This window comes from Micromonospora halotolerans (assembly GCF_032108445.1).
In the GTDB taxonomy this organism is placed as follows: domain Bacteria; phylum Actinomycetota; class Actinomycetes; order Mycobacteriales; family Micromonosporaceae; genus Micromonospora; species Micromonospora halotolerans.
Map to the genome: position 1 here is coordinate 3,249,548 of NZ_CP134876.1, position 18,483 is coordinate 3,268,030.

Here is an 18,483-nt window from a genome sequence, read left to right on the forward strand (position 1 = left end):
GCGAGCGGTTTCCGCTCCGGGTCCCTTCTGTTTCGGTCCTGTCAAGAGCACCTCACACCGCACGGGAGTGACGGGCTGGTCGGCAGGACCTAGAATGTGGGACAGAAATCTCGGATAATGGGAGACGCGATGAGTGTGGCGGACGCGTTCGACGCGGTGGCGGGCAGCTACGACGGGGCCCGGCGCCGCCTGGTGCCCTGCTTCGACTCCTTCTACGGCACGGCGGTCGAGGTGGCCGCGCCGCCGCTGCGGGCGGCGCTCGCCGCGGGGCGTACCCCCGAGGTGCTGGACCTGGGCGCGGGCACCGGCCTGCTTTCGCTGCTGCTGACCGCGGCGGTCCCGGGGGTCCGGCTGACCCTGGTCGACGCGGCGCCCGGCATGCTCGCGGTGGCCACCGGCCACCTGGCCGCCCGCCGGGTGCCGCACCGCACGGTGCTCGCCGACCTGGCCGACCCGCTGCCTGCCGGCCGCTACGACGCGGTGGTCTCCGCGCTGGCCATCCACCACCTGGACGACGACGGCAAGCGCGCTCTCTACCGCCGGGCGGCCGAGGCGCTGGCGCCGGGCGGCGTCTTCGTCAACGCCGAGCAGGTGGCCGGCCCGACCCCCGACCTGGACCGGCGCTACGACGAGGTGTGGACGGCCCGGATCACCGAGTTGGGCTCGGACGCCACGGAGATCGCCGGGGCCCGGGAGCGGATGCGGCACGACCGGCCGGCGCCGGTGGCCGACCAGTGCCGCTGGCTCGCCGAGGCCGGCCTGGTCGACGTCGACTGCTTCTTCAAGGAGTGGCGGTTCGCGGTGTTCGGCGGCCGCCGTCCCTGAGCGCGGCCGGCTGTCCGGTTCCGCGACCGGTGCGAGCGGGGATGACTGGTGGTCATACCGATGGGTAATCTGTCCGGCATGACCGCCAAGGTGACACTGTCCTTCTCCGACGAGACGATCGAGGAGGCGCGCCGGTTCGCCAAGCGGGAAGGGCTCTCCCTCTCCGCCTGGATGGACCAGGCCGCCCGGGAGAAGGCGCTGCGCGAGGTCTTCACCGCGCACGCCGAGGCGGTCGCCCGTGCCGGCCTCGACCTGGAGTCCGCCGCGCTGGCCGACGCCCAGGAGGTCGCGCTGGTCGACGACGCGCTGTTCGGGGGCGGGCGCCCGCGTGTTGCGTAGGGGGGAGATCTGGCGCATCTCCGGCGCCCGGGAACGGCTCGGCCTGGTCATCAGCTCGGACGTCTACAACTCCACCGCCGTGCCGATCGTGATCGTGGTCGAGGTGGTCGACGAGTCGCTGCTGCGCGACTCGCCCCTGGCGGTGCGGATGGGTGGCTACGTGGTGATGCCGGACCGGCTCTCCTCGCCCATGAAGAAGTGGTTCACCGAGTGCGTGGACGTGGCCGACACCGAGACCATGCAGCGGGTCGGCCGCGCGCTGCGCATCCTCCAGGAGATCTGAGGCGCTTCACCGCCGCCCTCCGGCCGACGTGCGATCTCCGTTTCCGGATCGACCCGCGACGGGCACGGCCGGGAAACCGCGCGTTCCTAGCGTCCCCCTCGTCATCGACGAGGAGGAGTCGCCGTGAGCACGCTCGCTTCCCCCACCACCCTGGCCCCGGCCGCCGCCGGCCGCCCGGGACCGATCACCGAATGGCGCCCGGAGGATCCGCGGTTCTGGGCCACGACCGGCGCGCCGGTCGCCCGCCGGAACCTGTACGTCTCGATCTTCGCCGAGCACGTCGGCTTCTCCGTGTGGAGCCTCTGGTCGGTGATGGTGCTCTTCCTGGGCCCCGAGTACGGCATCGACCCGGCCGGGAAGTTCCTGCTCACCGCCGTGCCGGCCGCGCTGGGCGCGGTGCTGCGACTGCCGTACACCCTGGCGGTGGCCCGGTTCGGCGGCCGGAACTGGACCGTCGTCAGCGCGCTGCTGCTGTTGGTGCCGGCGGTGCCCATGGCGGTGCTGATCGAGCCCGGCGTGTCGTACGCCACCCTCATGGTGCTGGCGTGCCTGACCGGCGTCGGCGGCGGCAACTTCGCCTCCTCCATGGCGAACATCAACCTGTTCTTCCCGGAGCGGCTCAAGGGCCGGGCGCTCGGGCTCAACGCCGGTGGCGGGAACCTGGGCGTGCCGGCCGTGCAGCTCGTCGGCCTGGCGGTGCTGGCCACCGCCGGCGCCGCGTACCCCCGGCTGGTGCCGGCGGTCTACCTGCCGCTGATCGTGCTCGCGGCGCTGCTCGCGGCGCGCCGGCTGGACAACCTCCCCGGTGCGCGCAACGAGCCCGGCGCGCTGCGCGCGGCGGCCCGCGACCCGCACACCTGGGTGATGTCCCTGCTCTATATCGGCACCTTCGGCTCGTTCATCGGCTTCGGCTTCGCCTTCGGCCAGGTCCTCCAGCTCCAGTTCCACGACCGGTTCCCGACCCCGGTCGACGCCGCCTGGCTGACCTTCCTCGGGCCGCTGATCGGTTCGCTGGTCCGGCCGTTCGGCGGCCAGCTCGCCGACCGGCTCGGCGGGGCCCGCGTCACCTTCGGCAACTTCGTGGCCATGGCCGCCGGCGCCGGTCTGGTGCTGTACGCCGCCCGGGACCGGTCCTTCCCGCTCTACCTGGCCGGGTTCCTGGCGCTCTTCGTCTTCTCCGGCATCGGCAACGGGTCGACGTACAAGATGATCCCGGCGATCTTCCGGGCCCGGGCCGCCGCCGAGGCGGAGCTGACCGGGGACCGGGAGGCGGCCGAGCGGCGGGCCCGACGGCTCTCCGGGGCGCTGATCGGCATCGCCGGCGCGGTCGGCGCCTCGGGCGGGGTGCTGGTGAACGTGGCGTTCCGGCAGTCGTTCCTGGCCTCCGGCACCGCCGACGCGGCCTACCTGGCCTTCCTCGGCTGGTACGCGCTCTGCTTCCTGGTGACCTGGGCGGTGTACCTGCGGCCGGGGCCGCGTAAGCTGTCCGGCGTGTGACCTCCGCCATGGGGAAAGGCGCAGGCCACACGGGGCGACACCCCGTTTTGACCTGCCGCCGCACGGCCGGGTATCGTTGCCTGCTGTTGTACGACATTCTTAGGCGTGCCGCATCAGGTACGCTTGGTCGTTCGTGCGCGCTGGTCCGGCCGGGAAGCCCTGGTCACCTCGGCGCGCGACCCCAGACCGACGACGAGACAAGGTAGACCTGTGCGTACGTACAGCCCGAAGCCGGGTGAGATCGAGCGTCAGTGGCACGTCATCGACGCCTCTGATGTCGTGCTGGGCCGCCTCGCGACCCACGCCGCCACGCTGCTGCGTGGCAAGCACAAGCCGACTTTCGCGCCGCACGTCGACACGGGCGACTTCGTCGTCATCGTGAACGCGGGCAAGGTCGCGCTGACCGGCAACAAGCGGCAGACCAAGATCGCTTACCGCCACTCCGGCTACCCGGGTGGTCTGAAGCGGGTCGGCTACGACGAGCTGCTGACCAAGCGGCCCGAGCGGGCCATCGAGCTGGCCGTCAAGGGCATGCTTCCGCACAACAAGCTGGGCCGCCAGATTCTCAAGAAGCTGAAGGTCTACGCCGGTGCCGAGCACCCGCACGGCGCGCAGCAGCCGATGCCGTTCGAGATCAAGCAGATCGCGCAGTGAGCGCGGGCGAAGGAAGCAGCATGACCGACATCACCGCCACCGAGGTCGCCCCCGAGGCCACCGAGGCGCCGGCGCCCGTCGCGCGCGCGCCTCGTGGCGACCGCCCGATCCAGACCGTGGGTCGGCGCAAGGAAGCCATCGTCCGGGTCCGCATCGTTCCGGGCAGCGGCAAGATCACCTGCAACGGCCGCGACCTCGAGGCCTACTTCCCGAGCAAGGTGCACCAGCAGCTCATCAAGGACCCGCTGGTCACCGCCGAGAAGCCCGAGGCGTTCGACGTGATCGCCAACCTGCGGGGCGGCGGCACCACCGGCCAGGCCGGCGCGCTGCGGCTCGCCATCGCCCGGGCGCTGATCGTCAGCGAGCCCGACGACCGCCCGGCCCTCAAGAAGGCCGGCTTCCTGACCCGTGACGCCCGGGTCAAGGAGAGCAAGAAGTACGGCCTCAAGAAGGCCCGTAAGGCTCCCCAGTACTCGAAGCGCTGATCACCAGCAGCGCCTTGTACTTCTGACGGACGGCCGGGTCCGCCTCCCACTCCGGGAGGTGGCCCGGCCGTTCCGCTTTCTCCTCTCATCGGCAGTTCCATCGGAGGTTGGCGGGTATGGGCCGGTTGTTCGGCACGGACGGCGTACGCGGGCGGGCGAACGCGGATCTCACCCCGGAGTTGGCGCTCGCGGTGGCGGTGGCCGCCGCCCACACGCTGGCCGAGACCGACAAGAGCCATCCGCCGCTCGCGGTGGTGGGCCGGGACACCCGGGCCAGCGGCGAGATGCTGGAGGCCGCCGTGGTCGCCGGGCTGACCAGCGCCGGCGCCAACGTGGTCCGGGTCGGCGTGCTGCCCACCCCCGCGGTGGCGTTCCTGACCGCCGAGGCCAAGGCCGACCTGGGCGTCATGCTCTCCGCCTCGCACAACCCCATGCCGGACAACGGCATCAAGCTCTTCGCCGCCGGCGGGCACAAGCTGCCCGACGAGATCGAGATGCGGATCGAGGCCGCCGTCGAGGCGAACGCGACCACCGCCTGGGAGCGCCCCATCGGTGCCGGGGTCGGCCGGGTGCACGACCTGCTCGACGGCGCCGACCATTACGTCCAGCACCTGGTCGGCACCGTGCCGCACCGGCTGGACGGGATCAAGGTCGTGGTCGACTGCGCCAACGGCGCGGCCGCCGACGTCGCCCCGGTGGCGTACCGGGAGGCCGGTGCCGAGGTGATCGCCATCTACGCCGAGCCGGACGGCCTGAACATCAACGACGAGTGCGGCTCCAACCACATCGAGGCGCTGCGCGCCGCCGTGGTCGAGCACGGCGCACACCTGGGCATCGCCCACGACGGCGACGCCGACCGCTGCGTCGCGGTCACCGCCGACGGCGACGAGGTCGACGGCGACCAGGTCATGGCCATCCTCGCGCTGGCCATGCGGGAGGCCGGCGAGCTGACCCAGGACACCCTGGTCGCCACCGTGATGAGCAACCTCGGCCTGCGGCTGGCCATGTCCGCGCAGGGCATCCGGCTGGTCGAGACCAAGGTCGGCGACCGGTACGTGCTGGAAGAGCTGCGCGCCTCCGGCCTGGCGCTCGGCGGCGAGCAGAGTGGACACATCGTGATGCCGGCGTACGCGACCACCGGCGACGGCGTGCTCACCGGCCTGCACCTGATGTCGCGGATGGCCGCCACCGGCAAGTCCCTCGCCGACCTGGCCGGCGTGGTCACCAAGCTGCCCCAGGTGCTGATCAACGTGCCGGTCGGCGACCGCACCGTCGGCGCCGCCGCGCCGGCCGTCCGCGCCGAGGTGGACCGGGCCGAGGCCGAGCTGGGCGAGACCGGCCGCGTGCTGCTCCGCCCGTCGGGCACCGAGCCGCTGGTCCGCGTCATGGTCGAGGCGGCCACCGAGTCCACCGCCCGATCCGTGGCCGAGCGCATCGCCGAGCAGGTCCGCACCGCCAGCCCGGTCGCCTGACCCGGCTACCCACGCGGCCGCCTGCTGCTCGTCGTCGGGTCGATGCTCACTCCTCGGCCAGCAGTCGCGCGGTGGGTAGGCGGCGCAGCAGCGCGGCCGGGACGAGTGCCGCCAGGCAGGTGACCAGCACTCCGGCCAGCGCCACGGCGGCGGCCACCGCCACCAGCGCCGCCGGCAGGTCGCCGACCAGCCAGGCCGCCCCGCCGAGCCCGAGGCCGGCGCCGGCGACCGCGCCGAGCGCGCCGAGCGCGAAGCCCTCGTAGCCGACCAGGCGGCCGAGCATCCCGTCGGTCCAGCCGGTGGCCTGAAGGGTGGCCAGCTCGGCGGCGCGGTCGCGGATGTTCAGGTAGAGCACGTCGGCCACGGCGGCGGACCCGAGCAGGACGGTGGCCACCGCGGCGAGGACGTCCGCGCCGCGCACGCTCAGCGACACCGTGTCGCCGAGCAGGCTGCCGACGAGGGCACCGCGGAAGGCGTGGGCGACGGCGGCGACCAGGGTCAGCGCGGCCACCCCGATGGCCAGTGCGCCGGCGCCGAGCAGCGTGCGCCCGGGAGTGCGAGCCAGGTTGACGAGGGCCAGCCCGGCGATCGTCCGGGCCCGACGGGAGCGCAGGGTGTGGGCCACGGGCGGGCGTAACGCGGCTGCGGGGTGGGCGCGCGCGGCCCGCAGCGCGGGTGCCAGCCCCGCCGCCAACGCCAGCAAAAGGGCCACCGGTACGGCGAGCAGGGCGCGCCGCCAGTCGACGTCGATGCCGAGCGCGGTGCCGAGTGGGATCGCGAGGCCGACGGCGAGCAACCCGGCGCCGAGGCCCAGGGCGGCGACCTCACCGAGGACGAGCGCGCCGATGCGGCGGGCGGGCCAGCCGAGGCAGGCCAGCACGGCGAGTTCGGGGCGGCGGTCCCGGACCGCGGCGGAGACGGCGTTGCCGAGGAAGAGTACGCAGACCACCAGCACCAGCAGGAAGAGGACGGCGCTCTTCCGATCCACCGCTCTGGTGATCACCGAGGCGACGCCGAGGGCCGACCAGTTCTCGGCCAGCCGCAGGTCAGGGCGGCCGAAGGCGCCGGCGGGCAGCTCCACGGTCTGCGGGGCAGGGGAGGAACCGAGGGTGATGTCCACGTCGAGGCCGGTGGCGGTGGCGATCCGTTCGGCGATCAGCCGGACCTGCTCGGCGGAGCGTTCGCTGTAGCCGTCGACGTCGGCCACCCGGACCCGGATCGCGCTGATCGGCGCGGTGCGCTCTGGACCGCTGCCGCCCTTGAGCAGCTCCGGCACCGCGGCGAGGGTGGTCAGCAGCAGCGGCGGGGCGGACAGGTAGCCGGCGGGATTGCCGCTCGGCTCCAGCGGCGACCCGCCCAGCGCCGCACGGCTGCGGTCGTCGACGCCGGTGGCCCGGGGCGGTTCGTACGTTTCCAGCGGCACCTTGCCCAAATCGCTGAACCCGGTCAGCTTCTCCGGGTCGAAGAGGCCCACGGACCGCCAGTCGCGCGCGGTGGTCAGGGACCGCCCGGACGGGGGCAGACCGAGCGCGGCCAGCGGCCGGAACGGGGTGTCCTCGGTGAGCCAGGGACGCGGTGTCGCGATCGCCAGGTCGGTCCCGACGTACACCTTGGAGTTCGGGGCGGCCGGCCGGGCGCGGAGGCTGCCGTCCGGCATCTGGTCGTAACTCGTCTGGCCGGGCTGGACCACGCGGGCGAGCTGACCCGTGCAGCATTCCTCGGCGCCGGTGAGCTGGGCCCGGTAGGCGGCCGCCACCTCCTGCTCCGACCCGCCCGCGGGGACGGTCGGCGCGCCGCGCAACACCCGGGCCAGGTCGTACGGCTCGACGTCGCCGATGCTGCCGGGCGGGACGATGCGGTGCCAGGTGGTGCGTACCGCGCCGTCCAGGTAGGGCCGGGCGCTGACCAGCACGGGCAGGGTGTGCCAGGTCGTGCCCGACGTTCGCCTCGTGCGGAGGGTGTCGGCGGCGGTGAGTGGCCGGCCCCCCACGACCGCTCCGGACAGGCCGACCAACCGCTGCTCGGCGTCAGGGTCGACGGCGGCGAGCAGGAACGGCACCGTGACCCTCGGCCGGACGATGAGCCGATCCGACTCCCGGGCCGGCGGTGAGCCGGGCGCGCGGCTCTCGAATCGCCCGTCGGGCAGCAGCCGGAACGCCTCGATCGACCAGGTCTGCCGGTCGGTGAGGGTGTTCATCGACGGGGCGAGATACCAGCGCGGGTCGCAGATGGGCGCGCTCCGTCCGCGTGACAGGACCTCCCGCGGCACGTCGCCACAGAGTTGGGAGTCGTAGGGCCGGCCGTCGCTGTACGGGATGGCGTCGGCCCTGAACCCGACGTCGGTGCGCGGATAGAGGAGCGGATGTGTGGTGACGTACACATAGATCGGATCCGCGGCGACGCGGCTCAAGCCGCGTTCGGCGAGGAACGTGCGGTCGACCCGGATCACCTGGCGGTCCAGCGAGCGGTCGACGGCGTCGGTGAGGTCGAGCGGCAGCTCGACCTGGGTGGTGGAGTGCCCGAGCATGGCGATCGGAGCCGCGACGTCCACCCCCTCGACGGCCTTGACCTGGTCGTACTGGGCGGTGGTGATGCCGCCGTAGCTGCCGGAGAGGTAGTTGGGCCGGACCAGGCCGCGCTCCGCCTCCAGCGGGGTGCGCGTCCCCTTCGGACGGACCAGGATGTCGTAGGCGGCGCGGGTGTTCCGTTCGACGGTGCCGGTGACAGCGAGCCGGGAGGTGGTGGTGGCGCCGGTGAGGACGACGAAGCCGGTGGTGGCCACCAGTACGCCGACCAGCAGCGCCACCGACCGTCCCGCACGGCCACGAAGCTGCCCCCAGATGACGTGGAACATGTCGCGCCTCCCCCTGTGCTGACTCACACTGGCTGACCTCTGCGCGGTCCGCCTTACCGCGTCCGGCACCGCCCGACCGCGGCGCCGGTCAGAGCCGCAGCCGGGTGGCGCGGTCGAAGGTGTCGGCCGGGTCCTCCCCGTCGGTGAGGTCGACGTCCTCCACGACCTGCCCGTCGCCGAGGCGGATCAGGCGGTCGCACCGGGCGGCGACGGCCTGTTCGTGAGTGGCGAGCAGGATCGTCATGCCGTGCCGGTCGCGCAGGTCGAGCAGCAGGTCGAGGATCTGGGCGCCGGTGGTCGAGTCGAGGTTGCCGGTCGGCTCGTCGGCCAACAGCAGCCGGGGCGCGCCCATCAGCGCCCGGGCGATCGCCACCCGCTGCTGCTGGCCGCCGGAGAGCTGGGCGGGCAGCGCGCGTTCCCGGCCGGCGAGCCCCACCGCGTCCAGCAGCTCCCGGGCGCGCACCGCGTGGTCGGCGCGGCCCCGGCGGGGCAGCACCGGCGCGATCACGTTGTCCAGCACGGTCAGCGCCGGCAGCAGGTGGTAGCGCTGGAACACGAAGCCGACCCGCTGGCGGTACCGGGCCAGCGCGGCCCGGCGCAGCCCGGTGACCTCCACGTCGTCCACCGTCACGGTGCCCCGGTCCGCCTGCTCGATCGCACCGATGAGGTGCAGCAGCGTGGACTTGCCGGAGCCGCTCGGCCCGGTCAGCGCCACCACCGATCCCGGCGCGATCTCCAGCGACACGTCGTCGACGGCGGTGAGCCGCTCGGTGCCGCTGCGGAACTGCCGGACCAGCCCGGCGGTGCGTACCGTACTGCCCGTCGTCGCATCCATGGTCACTCCTCTGCCAGCAGTCGTGCGGTGGGAAGGCGGCGCAGCAGCGCGGCCGGGACGAGCGCCGCCAGGCAGGTGGCCAGCACTCCGGCCAGCGCCACGGCGGCGGCCACCGCCACCAGCGCCGCCGGCAGGTCGCCGACCAGCCAGGCCGCCCCGCCGAGCCCGAGGCCGGCGCCGGCGACCGCGCCGAGCGCGCCGAGTGCGAAGCCCTCGTAACCGATCAGGCGACCCAGCGCGGCGTCGGTCCAGCCGGTGGCGCGCAAGGTGGCCAGCTCGGCGGCGCGGTCGCGGATGTTCAGGTAGAGGACGTCGGCGACCGCCGCCGCCCCGAGCAGGACCGTGGCCACGGCCGCCAGGGTGTCGGCGCCGCGTACGCCGAGCGACACGGTGTCGCCGAGCAGGCTGCCGACGATGGCGCCGCGGAAGGCGTACGCGGCGGCGGACACCAGCGTCAGTGCGGCCACCCCGATGGCCAGCGCACCCGCGCCGAGCAGGGTGCGACCGGGAGTGCGGACCAGGTTCACCAGGGCCAGGCCGGGCAGGGTGCGCGGTCGGCGTACCCACCGCGCGGTGGCCACGGGCGGGCGGAGCGCGGCAGCCGGGTGGGCGCGCGCCGCCCGCAGCGCGGGCGCCAGGCCGGCGGCCAGCGCGAGCAGCAGCGCCACCGGTACGGCGAGCGTCGCCCGCCGCCAGTCGACGCCGATGCCGAGGGCGGCGCCGAGCGGTACGGCGAGCCCGAGCGACAGCAGCCCGGCGGCGAGGCCGAGCAGGGCGACCTCGCCGAGGACGAGTGCCCCGATCCGGCGGGCCGGCCACCCGAGACAGGCCAGCACCGCCAGTTCCGAGCGGCGGTCCCGGACGGCAGCGGAGACGGCGTTGCCGAGGAAGAGCACACAGACCACCAGCACCAGCAGGAACAGCACGGCGCTCTTGCGGTCCACCGCCTGGACGATGGTCGAGGCGACACCCAGCGCCGACCAGTTCTCGGTCAGCCGCAGGTCGGGTCGGCCGAACGCGCCGCCCGGCAGCTCCACGGTCTGCGGGGCGGCGGACGAGCCCAGCGTGATGTCGACGTCCAGGCCGGTCGCCCGGTTGATCTGCTCGGCGATCAGCCGGACCCGCTCCGCGGCCCGCTCGCTGTATCCGTCCACACCGGCGACCCGCACCCGGATCGCGCTGATCGGCGCGCTGCGTTGCGGGCTGTTGCCGCCCTCCAGCAGCTTCGGCACGCTGGCGAGGTTGGTGAGCACCAGCGGCGGCACCGAGAGGTAGCCGGCCGGATTGCCGCTCGGTTCCAGGGGCCGGCGGCCGAGCGCGGTGCGGCTGCCTTCGTCCGCACCCTCGGCGCGCGGCGCCTCGTACGTCTCCAGCGGGACCGCGCCCGCGTCGCTGAAGCCGGCCAGCTTCTCCGGGTCGAACACCCCGACGGCCTGCCACTGGTGGTACTGCGTGGCCGCGCCACCCTCCTTCGCGGCGATGGCCCGGACCGGCCGGAAGCCGGTGTCCTCGGCCAGCCAGGGCCGGGGCAGGAAGTTGAAGGTGAACTGGTTGCCGTACACCTCGGCGTCCGCGGGCGGCACCGCGTCGGCGCGCAGGGTGCCGTCAGGTAGCTCGCGGTATGTCACGGGCCCCGCCTGGATGACCCGCTGGAGCTGGCCGCGGCAGCAGGCGTCGGTGGCGATCCCCTTCGTGAGCTGGGCGCGGTAGGCCTCGCCCGCGTCGACCTCGGCGGAACCGGCCGGGATCCCGGCGGCGCGGCTCAGGGTCTGCTCGAGTTCGATCGCCGGCACGGTGGCCGGCCGGGCCGTGGGCAGCCGGGTGAACCGGGCGCGCACCGTGCTGTCGAAGAAGGGACGGTTGGTGACGAGCGCCGGTGCGGTACGGGTCAGCAGGGTGCCGCCACGGCGCTCGGCCACCGGTTCGTCGGCCCGGACCGACCGCCCGCTGACCACTGCGGAGTCCAGTCCGACGAGCTGGTTCTCGGCGATCGGGTCGACGGCGGCGACCAGCAACGGCACGGTCAGCTGGTAGGTGAGCACCAGGCGGTCGGTGGCGGTGGGGGCGGTGTCCCGGGTGAGCAGGCCGTTGGCCGCCTCGAACCGGCCGTCCGGCAGCAGCCGCACCGCGTCCAGGCCCCACACCTCCCGCTCGGAGAGGGTGGCCAGACTGGCCTGCAGGCCGCCGAACATCGGATTGCAGATCGGACGGCTCGCTCCGCCCGGGAGAACCTCCCGCGGGACGGGCCCGCACAGGCTGTCCTCCGCGTACGACCGGCCGTCGGTGTACGGCGTCGCCCGCGCGGACAGGTCGCCGTCGAAGCGGGGGTAGATGAGGCGGTGCTTCGTCACGTACACGTAGCGCGGTTTGGCCGGCGCGGTGGAGAGGCCGCGTTCGGCGACGTAGGTGGGGTCGATGCGGATCACCTGCCGGTCCAGGCTCCGGTCGACGGCGTCGGTGACGTCGAACGACATGGGCACCGGTGCGGTGGAGTGGCCCAGCATCGCGATGGGCGCGGCCACGTCGACGCCGTCCACCGCCTTGACCTGCTCGTACTGGGCCGTGGTGATGCCACCGAAGAGGCCGGAGAGGTAGTTGGGGCGGACCAGCCGCCGCTCGACCTCCAGCGGGGTGCGCGTCCGCTTCGGACGGACCAGGATCTGGTACGCCGCCCCGGTGTTCCGCTCGACGGTGCCGGTGACGTCCAGTCGGGAGGTCGTGGTGGCGCCGGTCAGGACGGTGAAGCCGGTGGTCGCCACCAGCACGCCGATCAGCAGCGCCACCGACCGCCCGGCACGGCCACGAAGCTGCCCCCAGATGACGTGGAACATTCGCGCCTCCCCGTGTGCTGACTCACACTGTGCGCGATACATTGTGACAATGCAAGGCCCCTCCGGGGTGCCTGTCCGGAACCGGATCGGAGGAGACGGTGGCGATCCAGCACGCGGTCCTGGCCCTGCTCGCCCGCGGCCCCAGCTACGGCTACGAGCTCAAGGGCGCCTTCGAGGGGGCGGTCGGCCCGCAGTGGGGCCCGCTCAACATCGGGCACCTCTACCAGATCCTCGACCGGCTGTCGCGGGACGGCCTGGTGGTCGCCGAGCGGCACGCCCAGCCGGTGAAGCCGGACCGGGTGGTCTACGAGATCACGTCGGCCGGCCGCGCCGAGCTGGACCGTTGGCTCGCCGAACCCAGCCCGCGCAGCGGCGGCTTCCGGGACGACTTCTTCCTGAAGGTCACGGCCGCCGCCCGGTCCGGCGAGGCCACCACCGTCCGCACCGTGCTGACCAACCAGCGCGGCCACCTCATGCGGGAGCTGCGCAACCTCGACGGGTTGCGCCGCCGTTCCGAGGACCCGGTGGTCCGGCTGCTGCTCTCCGCCGCGGCCCGGCACGTCGAGGCGGACCTCGCCTTCGTCGACGACGCCGAGTCGGCGCTGCTCGCCGACGGGGGTGCCGTGCTCCGGGCACTGGCGGCCGACCGGCCGGGCCCGGCGACGTCGGCCGCGGAAGGCGGCCCGGCGCGGTCCGCCGGCTGACCGCTGCCGGGACGCCGCGACTCCCACGGTGCGCCGGCCGCGGCGCGGGACGGCCGGTCGTCAGGCCGGGATCAGCGGGAGGCGACCCGGCGGAGGAACCGGTCGGCCAGGTCGAGGATCTGGTCGGGGCCCAGCTCCAGCGCCGGGCCGGCCACGGTCACCTCGGTCAGCGCCAGGCCGGGCACCTCGGTGTCCCGCCAGCCGCCGGCGAACCACGCCTTCTCCTCCTCGGCGAGCGCGAGGTTGGCCGCGTCCAGCGCGTCGGCCGGGCGCGGCAGCCAGAGCCGGAACTGGTGGGTGTGCGGCGGGGTCGGGTGGACCCGCGCGCCCGGCAGGGTGGCCAGCGCCTCGGCCACCACCTTCGCGTGCGCCACGTAGCCGGCCAGCCGCGGCAGCTCCCCCTCCAGCCCGGCGAGCGCGGCGAGGGCCGCCGGCCACTGCTGGAACAGGGTGCCGCCGTAACGGTGCCGCCAGGCACGGGCGTATCGGACCAGCTCGGCGTCGCCGGCCAGCGCCGCGCCGGAGTGGCCACCCAGGGACTTGTAGAACGAGACGTACGTGCTGTCGGCCAGGCCCGCGACCTCGGCCGCCGAATGCCCGAGGTGGACGGTCGACTCCCAGAGCCGGGCCCCGTCCAGGTGCACCCGGGCGCCCCGCTCCCGGGCCGCGCCGACCACCGCCACCAGCTCGTCCCAGCTCGGCAGCACGAACCCGGCGTCCCGCAGCGGAAGCTCCAGGAAGAGCGTGCCGATCGGCTCGTCGAGCGCGGCCACCTCCTCGGCCGTCGGGTTGCGCGGCGCCGCCGTGGTCCGCACCGCCCGCAGGCCACCGAGCAGCGCGTACGCGTCGCGCTCGTGCACCAGCGGGTGGCTGAGCGGATGTAGGCCGACGGCGTCCCGGCCGGTCAGCTCGGCGCCGTAGCGCATCGCCACCTGCTGGGCCATCGTGCCCGTCGGGAAGAGGGCCGCCGCCTCCACGCCGAGCAGTTCGGCGACCCGCCGTTCGAGCTGCTCCACCGCCCCGCCCTCGCCGTAGAAGTCGGGCAGCAGGTCGTCGGGGACGGCCGCCCCGAGGGCCGCGAGCTGCTCCCGCACCGAGGCCGGCCGGACGCCGGAGAGCACGGTGTCGCAGTCGCGCTGGGCGGCGAGCCGGCGCAGCCGCTCGGCGTACGCGTCGGTCATGCGTCCTCCTTGAGCCGGCGCAGCCGGGTGACCGCCTCGGTGAGCACCTCGGGCCGCTTGCAGAACGCGAATCGGACCAGCCGCCGGCCGGCCTCCGCGTCGTCGTAGAAGACCTGGGTCGGCACCGCCACCACGCCGCAGCGTTCCGGCAGCGAGCGGCAGAACTCCACCCCGTCCCACCCGCCGAGCGGGGTGACGTCGGCCGTGACGAAGTACGTCCCCTCCGGCGCGAGCACCCCGAACCCGGCGTCGGTGAGCCCGGCGACGAGCTGGTCCCGCCGCCGCTGCATCCCGTCCCGGAAGTCGGCGAAGTACGCGTCCGGCAGGCCGAGCGCGACCGCCACGGCCGGTTGCAGCGGCCCGGCGTTGACGAAGGTGAGGAACTGCTTCACCCGCAGCACGGCGGCGACCAGCGGCGCCGGGCCGCTCACCCAGCCGACCTTCCAGCCGGTGCACGAGAACGTCTTGCCCGCCGAGGAGATGCGCAACGTCCGCTCGCGCATGCCGGGAAGCGTCGCCAGCGGCACGTGCGGGGCGGCGGCGTCGGTGAAGACCAGGTGCTCGTAGACCTCGTCGGCGACCGCGTACGCGCCGTGCTCCTGGCACAGCTCGGCGACCAGGGCCAGCTCGTCGGCGGTGAACACCTTGCCGGTCGGGTTGTGCGGGGTGTTCAGCAGCACCAGCCGGGTGCGCGGCCCGAACGCGGCGCGCAGCTCCGCCGGGTCGAACGCGTACCGGCCGTCGGCGGCGGGACGCAGCGTCACCGGACGGCGGACCGCTCCGGCCAGGGCGATCGAGGCCGCGTACGAGTCGTAGTAGGGCTCGAAGCAGACCACCTCGTCGCCCGGCTCGCAGAGGGCGAGGATGCTCGCCGCGATCGCCTCGGTGGCGCCCGCCGTCACCACGATCTCGCCGTCCGGGTCGTACTCCAGGCCCCAGAAGCGGTGCTGGTGGGCCGCGACGGCCGCGCGCAGCGCCGGGATGCCCGGGCCGGGCGGGTACTGGTTGTGGCCGGACCGCAGCGCCTCGGCTGCCGCGGCGAGCATCTCCGGCGGGCCGTCGGTGTCGGGGAAGCCCTGCCCGAGGTTGACCGCGCCGGTGCGCACGGCCAGCGCGGACATCTCGGCGAAGATGGTGGTGCCGAACGGCCGCATCCGGGCCACCAGCGGATCGGTCGTCGTCACGCCGGCCAGCCTACGGGCCGGCGCCGACGCCGCAAGACCGCCGGCGGCCCGCCGCTCGCGTCACCAGCCGAAGCAGGTCGCGCCGTACTCGCCGGAGTCCTGCGAGACGACCTTCCCGTCGATGGTGATCCGGCAGCTCGCCTCGCCCGAGTCGGTGGGCGACGCGATGATCTGCACCCGTTCCCGGTCGTTCGCCGTGAAGGCCAGCCGCCACGGCGACCGCACCTCGTCGACCTGGAGGAAGTCCGCGTTGGCGTCGTAGAACTGCACGTCGACGGTGCCGGCGCCGGTCGCCTCGTACACCACGGTGAACCGCCCGCGCCCGCCGGACGGGGTGGTGGCGGGGATCGGCGGCGCGGCGTCCGTGGGTTCCTCGCCGAGGCCGCCGTCCGGCTCGTCGAACTCCGGGTCGTAGGGCTGCCCGGAGCTGGCGGAGTCGTCGAGGAAGCTGCCGAGCACGCCGAAGCCGACGCAGCCGCAGAAGGCGAGCACCAGGGCGACGACCACGGTCACCACGACGGCGACGACCCACCCGCCCGTCGACCGGCGCGGCGCCGCCGCGGGGTACGCGTACGGCGGCGGGTAGCCGGCCGGCGGCCATCCCGGTCCGGGAGCGCCGCCGGGCCAGGGCGGCGCGGACGGGCCGGCCGGGTACCCCGGCGGGGCGGCCGGGCGCGGCGTGCCGCCCGGGACGCTCGGACCGGAGGGCGGCGGTGCTGCCCCCGGGGTGGCCCAGTCGGCCGGGCCGGGCGTCGCTCCCGGGGCCCAGCCCGCCGGGCCTGGCGCTGCCCCCGGGCTCGTCCAACCGGTCGGACCGGGTGCTGCCGTCGGGTCCGTGCCCGGGCCGGGCGGCGGGGGCGTCCCGGGGGCGCCCGGGATGGCGGACCCGTGCTGCGGCCACGGGCCCGGCGTGCCGCCCGGCGGAGCGGATCCGGGCGGGGCCCACTGGCCGGGGGTCCAGGGCGTCGGGGCCCAGGGGGCGGGTGGCGCCCAGGGCTGCGGGGCGGCGAGCGGGTCCGGCGGGGTCCAGGTGGTGGGATCCGGAGCGGTCGGGTCGCTGGGGCCGCCGCCGTTCCCCGGGTCCGGGGTGGGGGTCGTCTCGGACATCGTTCAGCTCGCAGGGGACGGCGCGGACGACCGCGGGACGGGCGGGTCGGAGGCGTCGCCCCGACCGGGGCCCTCAATGTACGGCCGCCAACCGAATGGCGCGTCCCCCGTGCGCGCAGGTCCCGCCGGAACTCGTCCTCCGTCGATGGGGCGGCCCGGCCCCGGGGTGGCCGCACCGTGTGCGAGGTTTGTCCGATCCTCGCCATCCGCACACCCGTTCGCTCAAATTCAGTGATCGTTTACCCGACTTCCGAGCACACGTGGTGAGCGAAACTGGGTTAGGCTGCGGACCATGTGTGGAATCGTGGGTTACGCCGGTGCGCGCCCGGCGCTCGGCATCGTGCTGGACGGACTGCGGCGGCTGGAGTACCGCGGCTACGACTCGGCGGGCGTCGCCGTCGTCTGCGACGACGAGCTGCTGATCGAGAAGAAGGCCGGCAAGCTGGCCAACCTGGAGAAGGTTCTCGCCGAGCGCGCCGCCACCGACCCCGAGTCCTGCGCCGCCAGCCCGATCGGCATCGGCGACGGGACCACCAGCATCGGCCACACCCGGTGGGCCACCCACGGCGGCCCGACCGACCGCAACGCCCACCCGCACCTCTCCCCGGACAGCCGGGTCGCCGTGATCCACAACGGCATCATCGAGAACTTCGCGAAGCTCCGCGCCGAGCTGGAGGCCGACGGCGTCGAGTTCACCAGCGACACCGACACCGAGTGCGCCGCGCACCTGCTCGCCCGTTCCCTGGCCGACCTGCGCTCGGCCGGCGAGGTCGACAGCCCGCAGCTGCTCGCCTCCGCCATGCGGCTGGTCTGCCAGCGGCTGGAGGGGGCCTTCACGCTGCTCGCCGTCGACGCCGGCATCCCCGGCGCGGTGGTCGGCGCCCGGCGCAACTCGCCCCTCGTGGTCGGCCGCGGTGACGGCGAGAACTACCTGGCCAGCGACGTGGCCGCGTTCATCGAGCACACCCGCGACGCGGTCGAGCTGGGTCAGGACCAGATCGTCCTGATCACCCCCGAGAGCATCGAGATCACCGACTTCGCCGGCCAGCCCGCGACCGGCAAGGACTTCCACATCGACTGGGACTCGTCGGCCGCCGAGAAGGGTGGCTACGACTGGTTCATGCTCAAGGAGATCGAGGAGCAGCCGCAGGCGATCGCCGACACGCTGCTCGGCCGGCTCACCGAGAGCGGCGAGATCGCCCTCGACGAGGTCCGCTTGAGCGAGCAGGATCTGCGTGACGTCGACAAGATCTTCATCGTGGCCTGCGGCACCTCGTACCACGCCGGCCTGGTCGCCAAGTACGCCATCGAGCACTGGACCCGGATCCCCTGCGAGGTGGAGCTGGCCAGCGAGTTCCGCTACCGCGACCCGGTGCTGGACCGGTCGACCCTGATCGTGGTGATCTCGCAGTCCGGCGAGACCATGGACACCCTCATGGCGCTGCGCCACGCCAAGGACCAGAAGGCCCGCGTGCTGGCCATCTGCAACACCAACGGCTCGACCATCCCGCGCGAGTCCGACGCGGTGCTCTACACCCACGGCGGCCCGGAGATCGCGGTCGCGTCCACCAAGGCGTTCCTCACCCAGGTCGTCGCCTGCTACCTGATCGGCCTGCACCTGGCCCAGGTCCGCGGGATCAAGTTCGCCGACGAGGTGGGCGCGGTGGTGGCCCAGCTCCAGGAGATGCCGGGCAAGCTGCGCGAGCTGCTCGACCGGATCGAGCCGGTCCGCGAGCTGGGCCGTGAGCTGAAGTCCGAGCCGACCGTGCTGTTCATCGGCCGGCACGTGGGCTACCCGGTGGCCCTCGAAGGCGCGCTGAAGCTCAAGGAGTTGGCGTACATGCACGCCGAGGGCTTCGCCGCCGGTGAGCTGAAGCACGGCCCGATCTCGCTCATCGACAAGGGCACGCCGGTCATCTGCATCGTGCCGTCGCCGGTCGGCCGCGGCATGCTGCACGACAAGGTCGTCTCCAACATCCAGGAGGTGCGCGCCCGGGGCGCCCGCACCATCGTGATCGCCGAGGAGGGTGACGAGGCGGTGGTCCGCTACGCCGACCACCTGATCTACGTGCCGCGCACGCCGACGCTGCTGGCGCCGCTGGTGACCACGGTGCCGCTCCAGGTGCTCGCCGCCGAGATCGCCGCCGCCCGCGGGCACGACGTCGACCAGCCCCGGAACCTGGCCAAGTCGGTCACCGTCGAGTAGTCGACCCGGTCGCGGCCCCTCCGTCC

The 18,483-nt window shown here is 74.1% G+C and carries 15 protein-coding genes; 9 read left to right on the top strand and 6 right to left on the bottom strand.

Annotated elements, in window-relative coordinates; all coding sequences use genetic code 11:
- Positions 1–129 precede the first annotated feature (129 nt).
- From RMN56_RS15550 to glmM, 7 genes are all read left to right on the top strand, one after another.
- Entirely contained in the window at positions 130–825 is a 696-nt protein-coding gene (locus RMN56_RS15550) for a class I SAM-dependent methyltransferase (RefSeq protein WP_313724446.1), read from the top strand.
- A 78-nt stretch (positions 826–903) separates the two neighbouring features.
- Positions 904–1,164, top strand: a complete 261-nt coding sequence (locus tag RMN56_RS15555) for a DUF6364 family protein (protein ID WP_313724447.1) — start codon at positions 904–906, stop codon at positions 1,162–1,164.
- Positions 1,154–1,447: a type II toxin-antitoxin system PemK/MazF family toxin gene (locus RMN56_RS15560; RefSeq protein WP_262283074.1), complete on the top strand. Its 294-nt coding sequence runs from the start codon at positions 1,154–1,156 to the stop codon at positions 1,445–1,447. The genes RMN56_RS15555 and RMN56_RS15560 overlap by 11 nt, the downstream gene beginning before the upstream one ends.
- A 123-nt stretch (positions 1,448–1,570) precedes the next feature.
- The gene (locus tag RMN56_RS15565) at positions 1,571–2,944 is read left to right on the top strand and encodes an MFS transporter (RefSeq protein WP_313724448.1); all 1,374 of its coding nucleotides are present in this window, start codon (positions 1,571–1,573) and stop codon (positions 2,942–2,944) included.
- Between the two features lie 210 nt (positions 2,945–3,154).
- Positions 3,155–3,598, top strand: a complete 444-nt coding sequence (rplM, locus tag RMN56_RS15570; protein ID WP_313724449.1) for a 50S ribosomal protein L13 — start codon at positions 3,155–3,157, stop codon at positions 3,596–3,598.
- 20 nt (positions 3,599–3,618) lie between these two features.
- Complete coding sequence (gene rpsI, locus RMN56_RS15575) at positions 3,619–4,083, top strand: 30S ribosomal protein S9 (RefSeq protein WP_088991922.1); 465 nt, start codon at positions 3,619–3,621, stop codon at positions 4,081–4,083.
- 116 nt (positions 4,084–4,199) lie between these two features.
- On the top strand, positions 4,200–5,555 hold the full coding sequence (gene glmM, locus RMN56_RS15580; protein WP_313724450.1) for a phosphoglucosamine mutase: 1,356 nt from the start codon (positions 4,200–4,202) through the stop codon (positions 5,553–5,555).
- Between the two features lie 46 nt (positions 5,556–5,601).
- Here the strand turns inward: glmM and RMN56_RS15585 are convergent, their stop codons facing one another.
- The 3 genes from RMN56_RS15585 to RMN56_RS15595 form a co-directional block, all read right to left on the bottom strand.
- Positions 5,602–8,409 carry an FtsX-like permease family protein gene (locus RMN56_RS15585; RefSeq protein ID WP_313724451.1) on the bottom strand — a complete coding sequence of 936 codons (2,808 nt, stop codon included), beginning with the start codon at positions 8,407–8,409 and terminating at the stop codon, positions 5,602–5,604.
- Positions 8,410–8,497: 88 nt separating this feature from the next.
- A complete protein-coding gene (locus RMN56_RS15590) occupies positions 8,498–9,244 on the bottom strand; it encodes an ABC transporter ATP-binding protein (RefSeq protein WP_313724452.1) in 747 nt (248 codons plus the stop codon).
- A 2-nt stretch (positions 9,245–9,246) separates the two neighbouring features.
- Positions 9,247–12,075 carry an FtsX-like permease family protein gene (locus RMN56_RS15595; RefSeq protein ID WP_313724453.1) on the bottom strand — a complete coding sequence of 943 codons (2,829 nt, stop codon included), beginning with the start codon at positions 12,073–12,075 and terminating at the stop codon, positions 9,247–9,249.
- Between the two features lie 98 nt (positions 12,076–12,173).
- Between RMN56_RS15595 and RMN56_RS15600 the strand changes: the two genes are divergently transcribed.
- Positions 12,174–12,779 (top strand): helix-turn-helix transcriptional regulator, encoded by a 606-nt coding sequence (locus RMN56_RS15600; protein WP_313724454.1) that lies wholly within the window; start codon positions 12,174–12,176, stop codon positions 12,777–12,779.
- Positions 12,780–12,850: 71 nt separating this feature from the next.
- On the opposite strand, the gene RMN56_RS15605 is transcribed toward RMN56_RS15600, so the two are convergent.
- The 3 genes from RMN56_RS15605 to RMN56_RS15615 are packed head-to-tail and all read right to left on the bottom strand — an operon-like array spanning position 12,851 to position 16,251.
- Complete coding sequence (locus RMN56_RS15605; protein ID WP_313724455.1) at positions 12,851–13,960, bottom strand: threonine aldolase family protein; 1,110 nt, start codon at positions 13,958–13,960, stop codon at positions 12,851–12,853.
- Positions 13,957–15,144, bottom strand: a complete 1,188-nt coding sequence (locus tag RMN56_RS15610; protein ID WP_313724456.1) for a pyridoxal phosphate-dependent aminotransferase — start codon at positions 15,142–15,144, stop codon at positions 13,957–13,959. Before RMN56_RS15610 ends, RMN56_RS15605 begins: the two co-directional genes overlap by 4 nt.
- Before the next feature lie 60 nt (positions 15,145–15,204).
- Positions 15,205–16,251, bottom strand: a complete 1,047-nt coding sequence (locus RMN56_RS15615; protein ID WP_313724457.1) for an MmpS family transport accessory protein — start codon at positions 16,249–16,251, stop codon at positions 15,205–15,207.
- Between the two features lie 292 nt (positions 16,252–16,543).
- On the opposite strand from RMN56_RS15615, the gene glmS reads away from it, so the two are divergent.
- Positions 16,544–18,457 carry a glutamine--fructose-6-phosphate transaminase (isomerizing) gene (glmS, locus tag RMN56_RS15620; RefSeq protein ID WP_313724458.1) on the top strand — a complete coding sequence of 638 codons (1,914 nt, stop codon included), beginning with the start codon at positions 16,544–16,546 and terminating at the stop codon, positions 18,455–18,457.
- Positions 18,458–18,483: the final 26 nt, after the last annotated feature.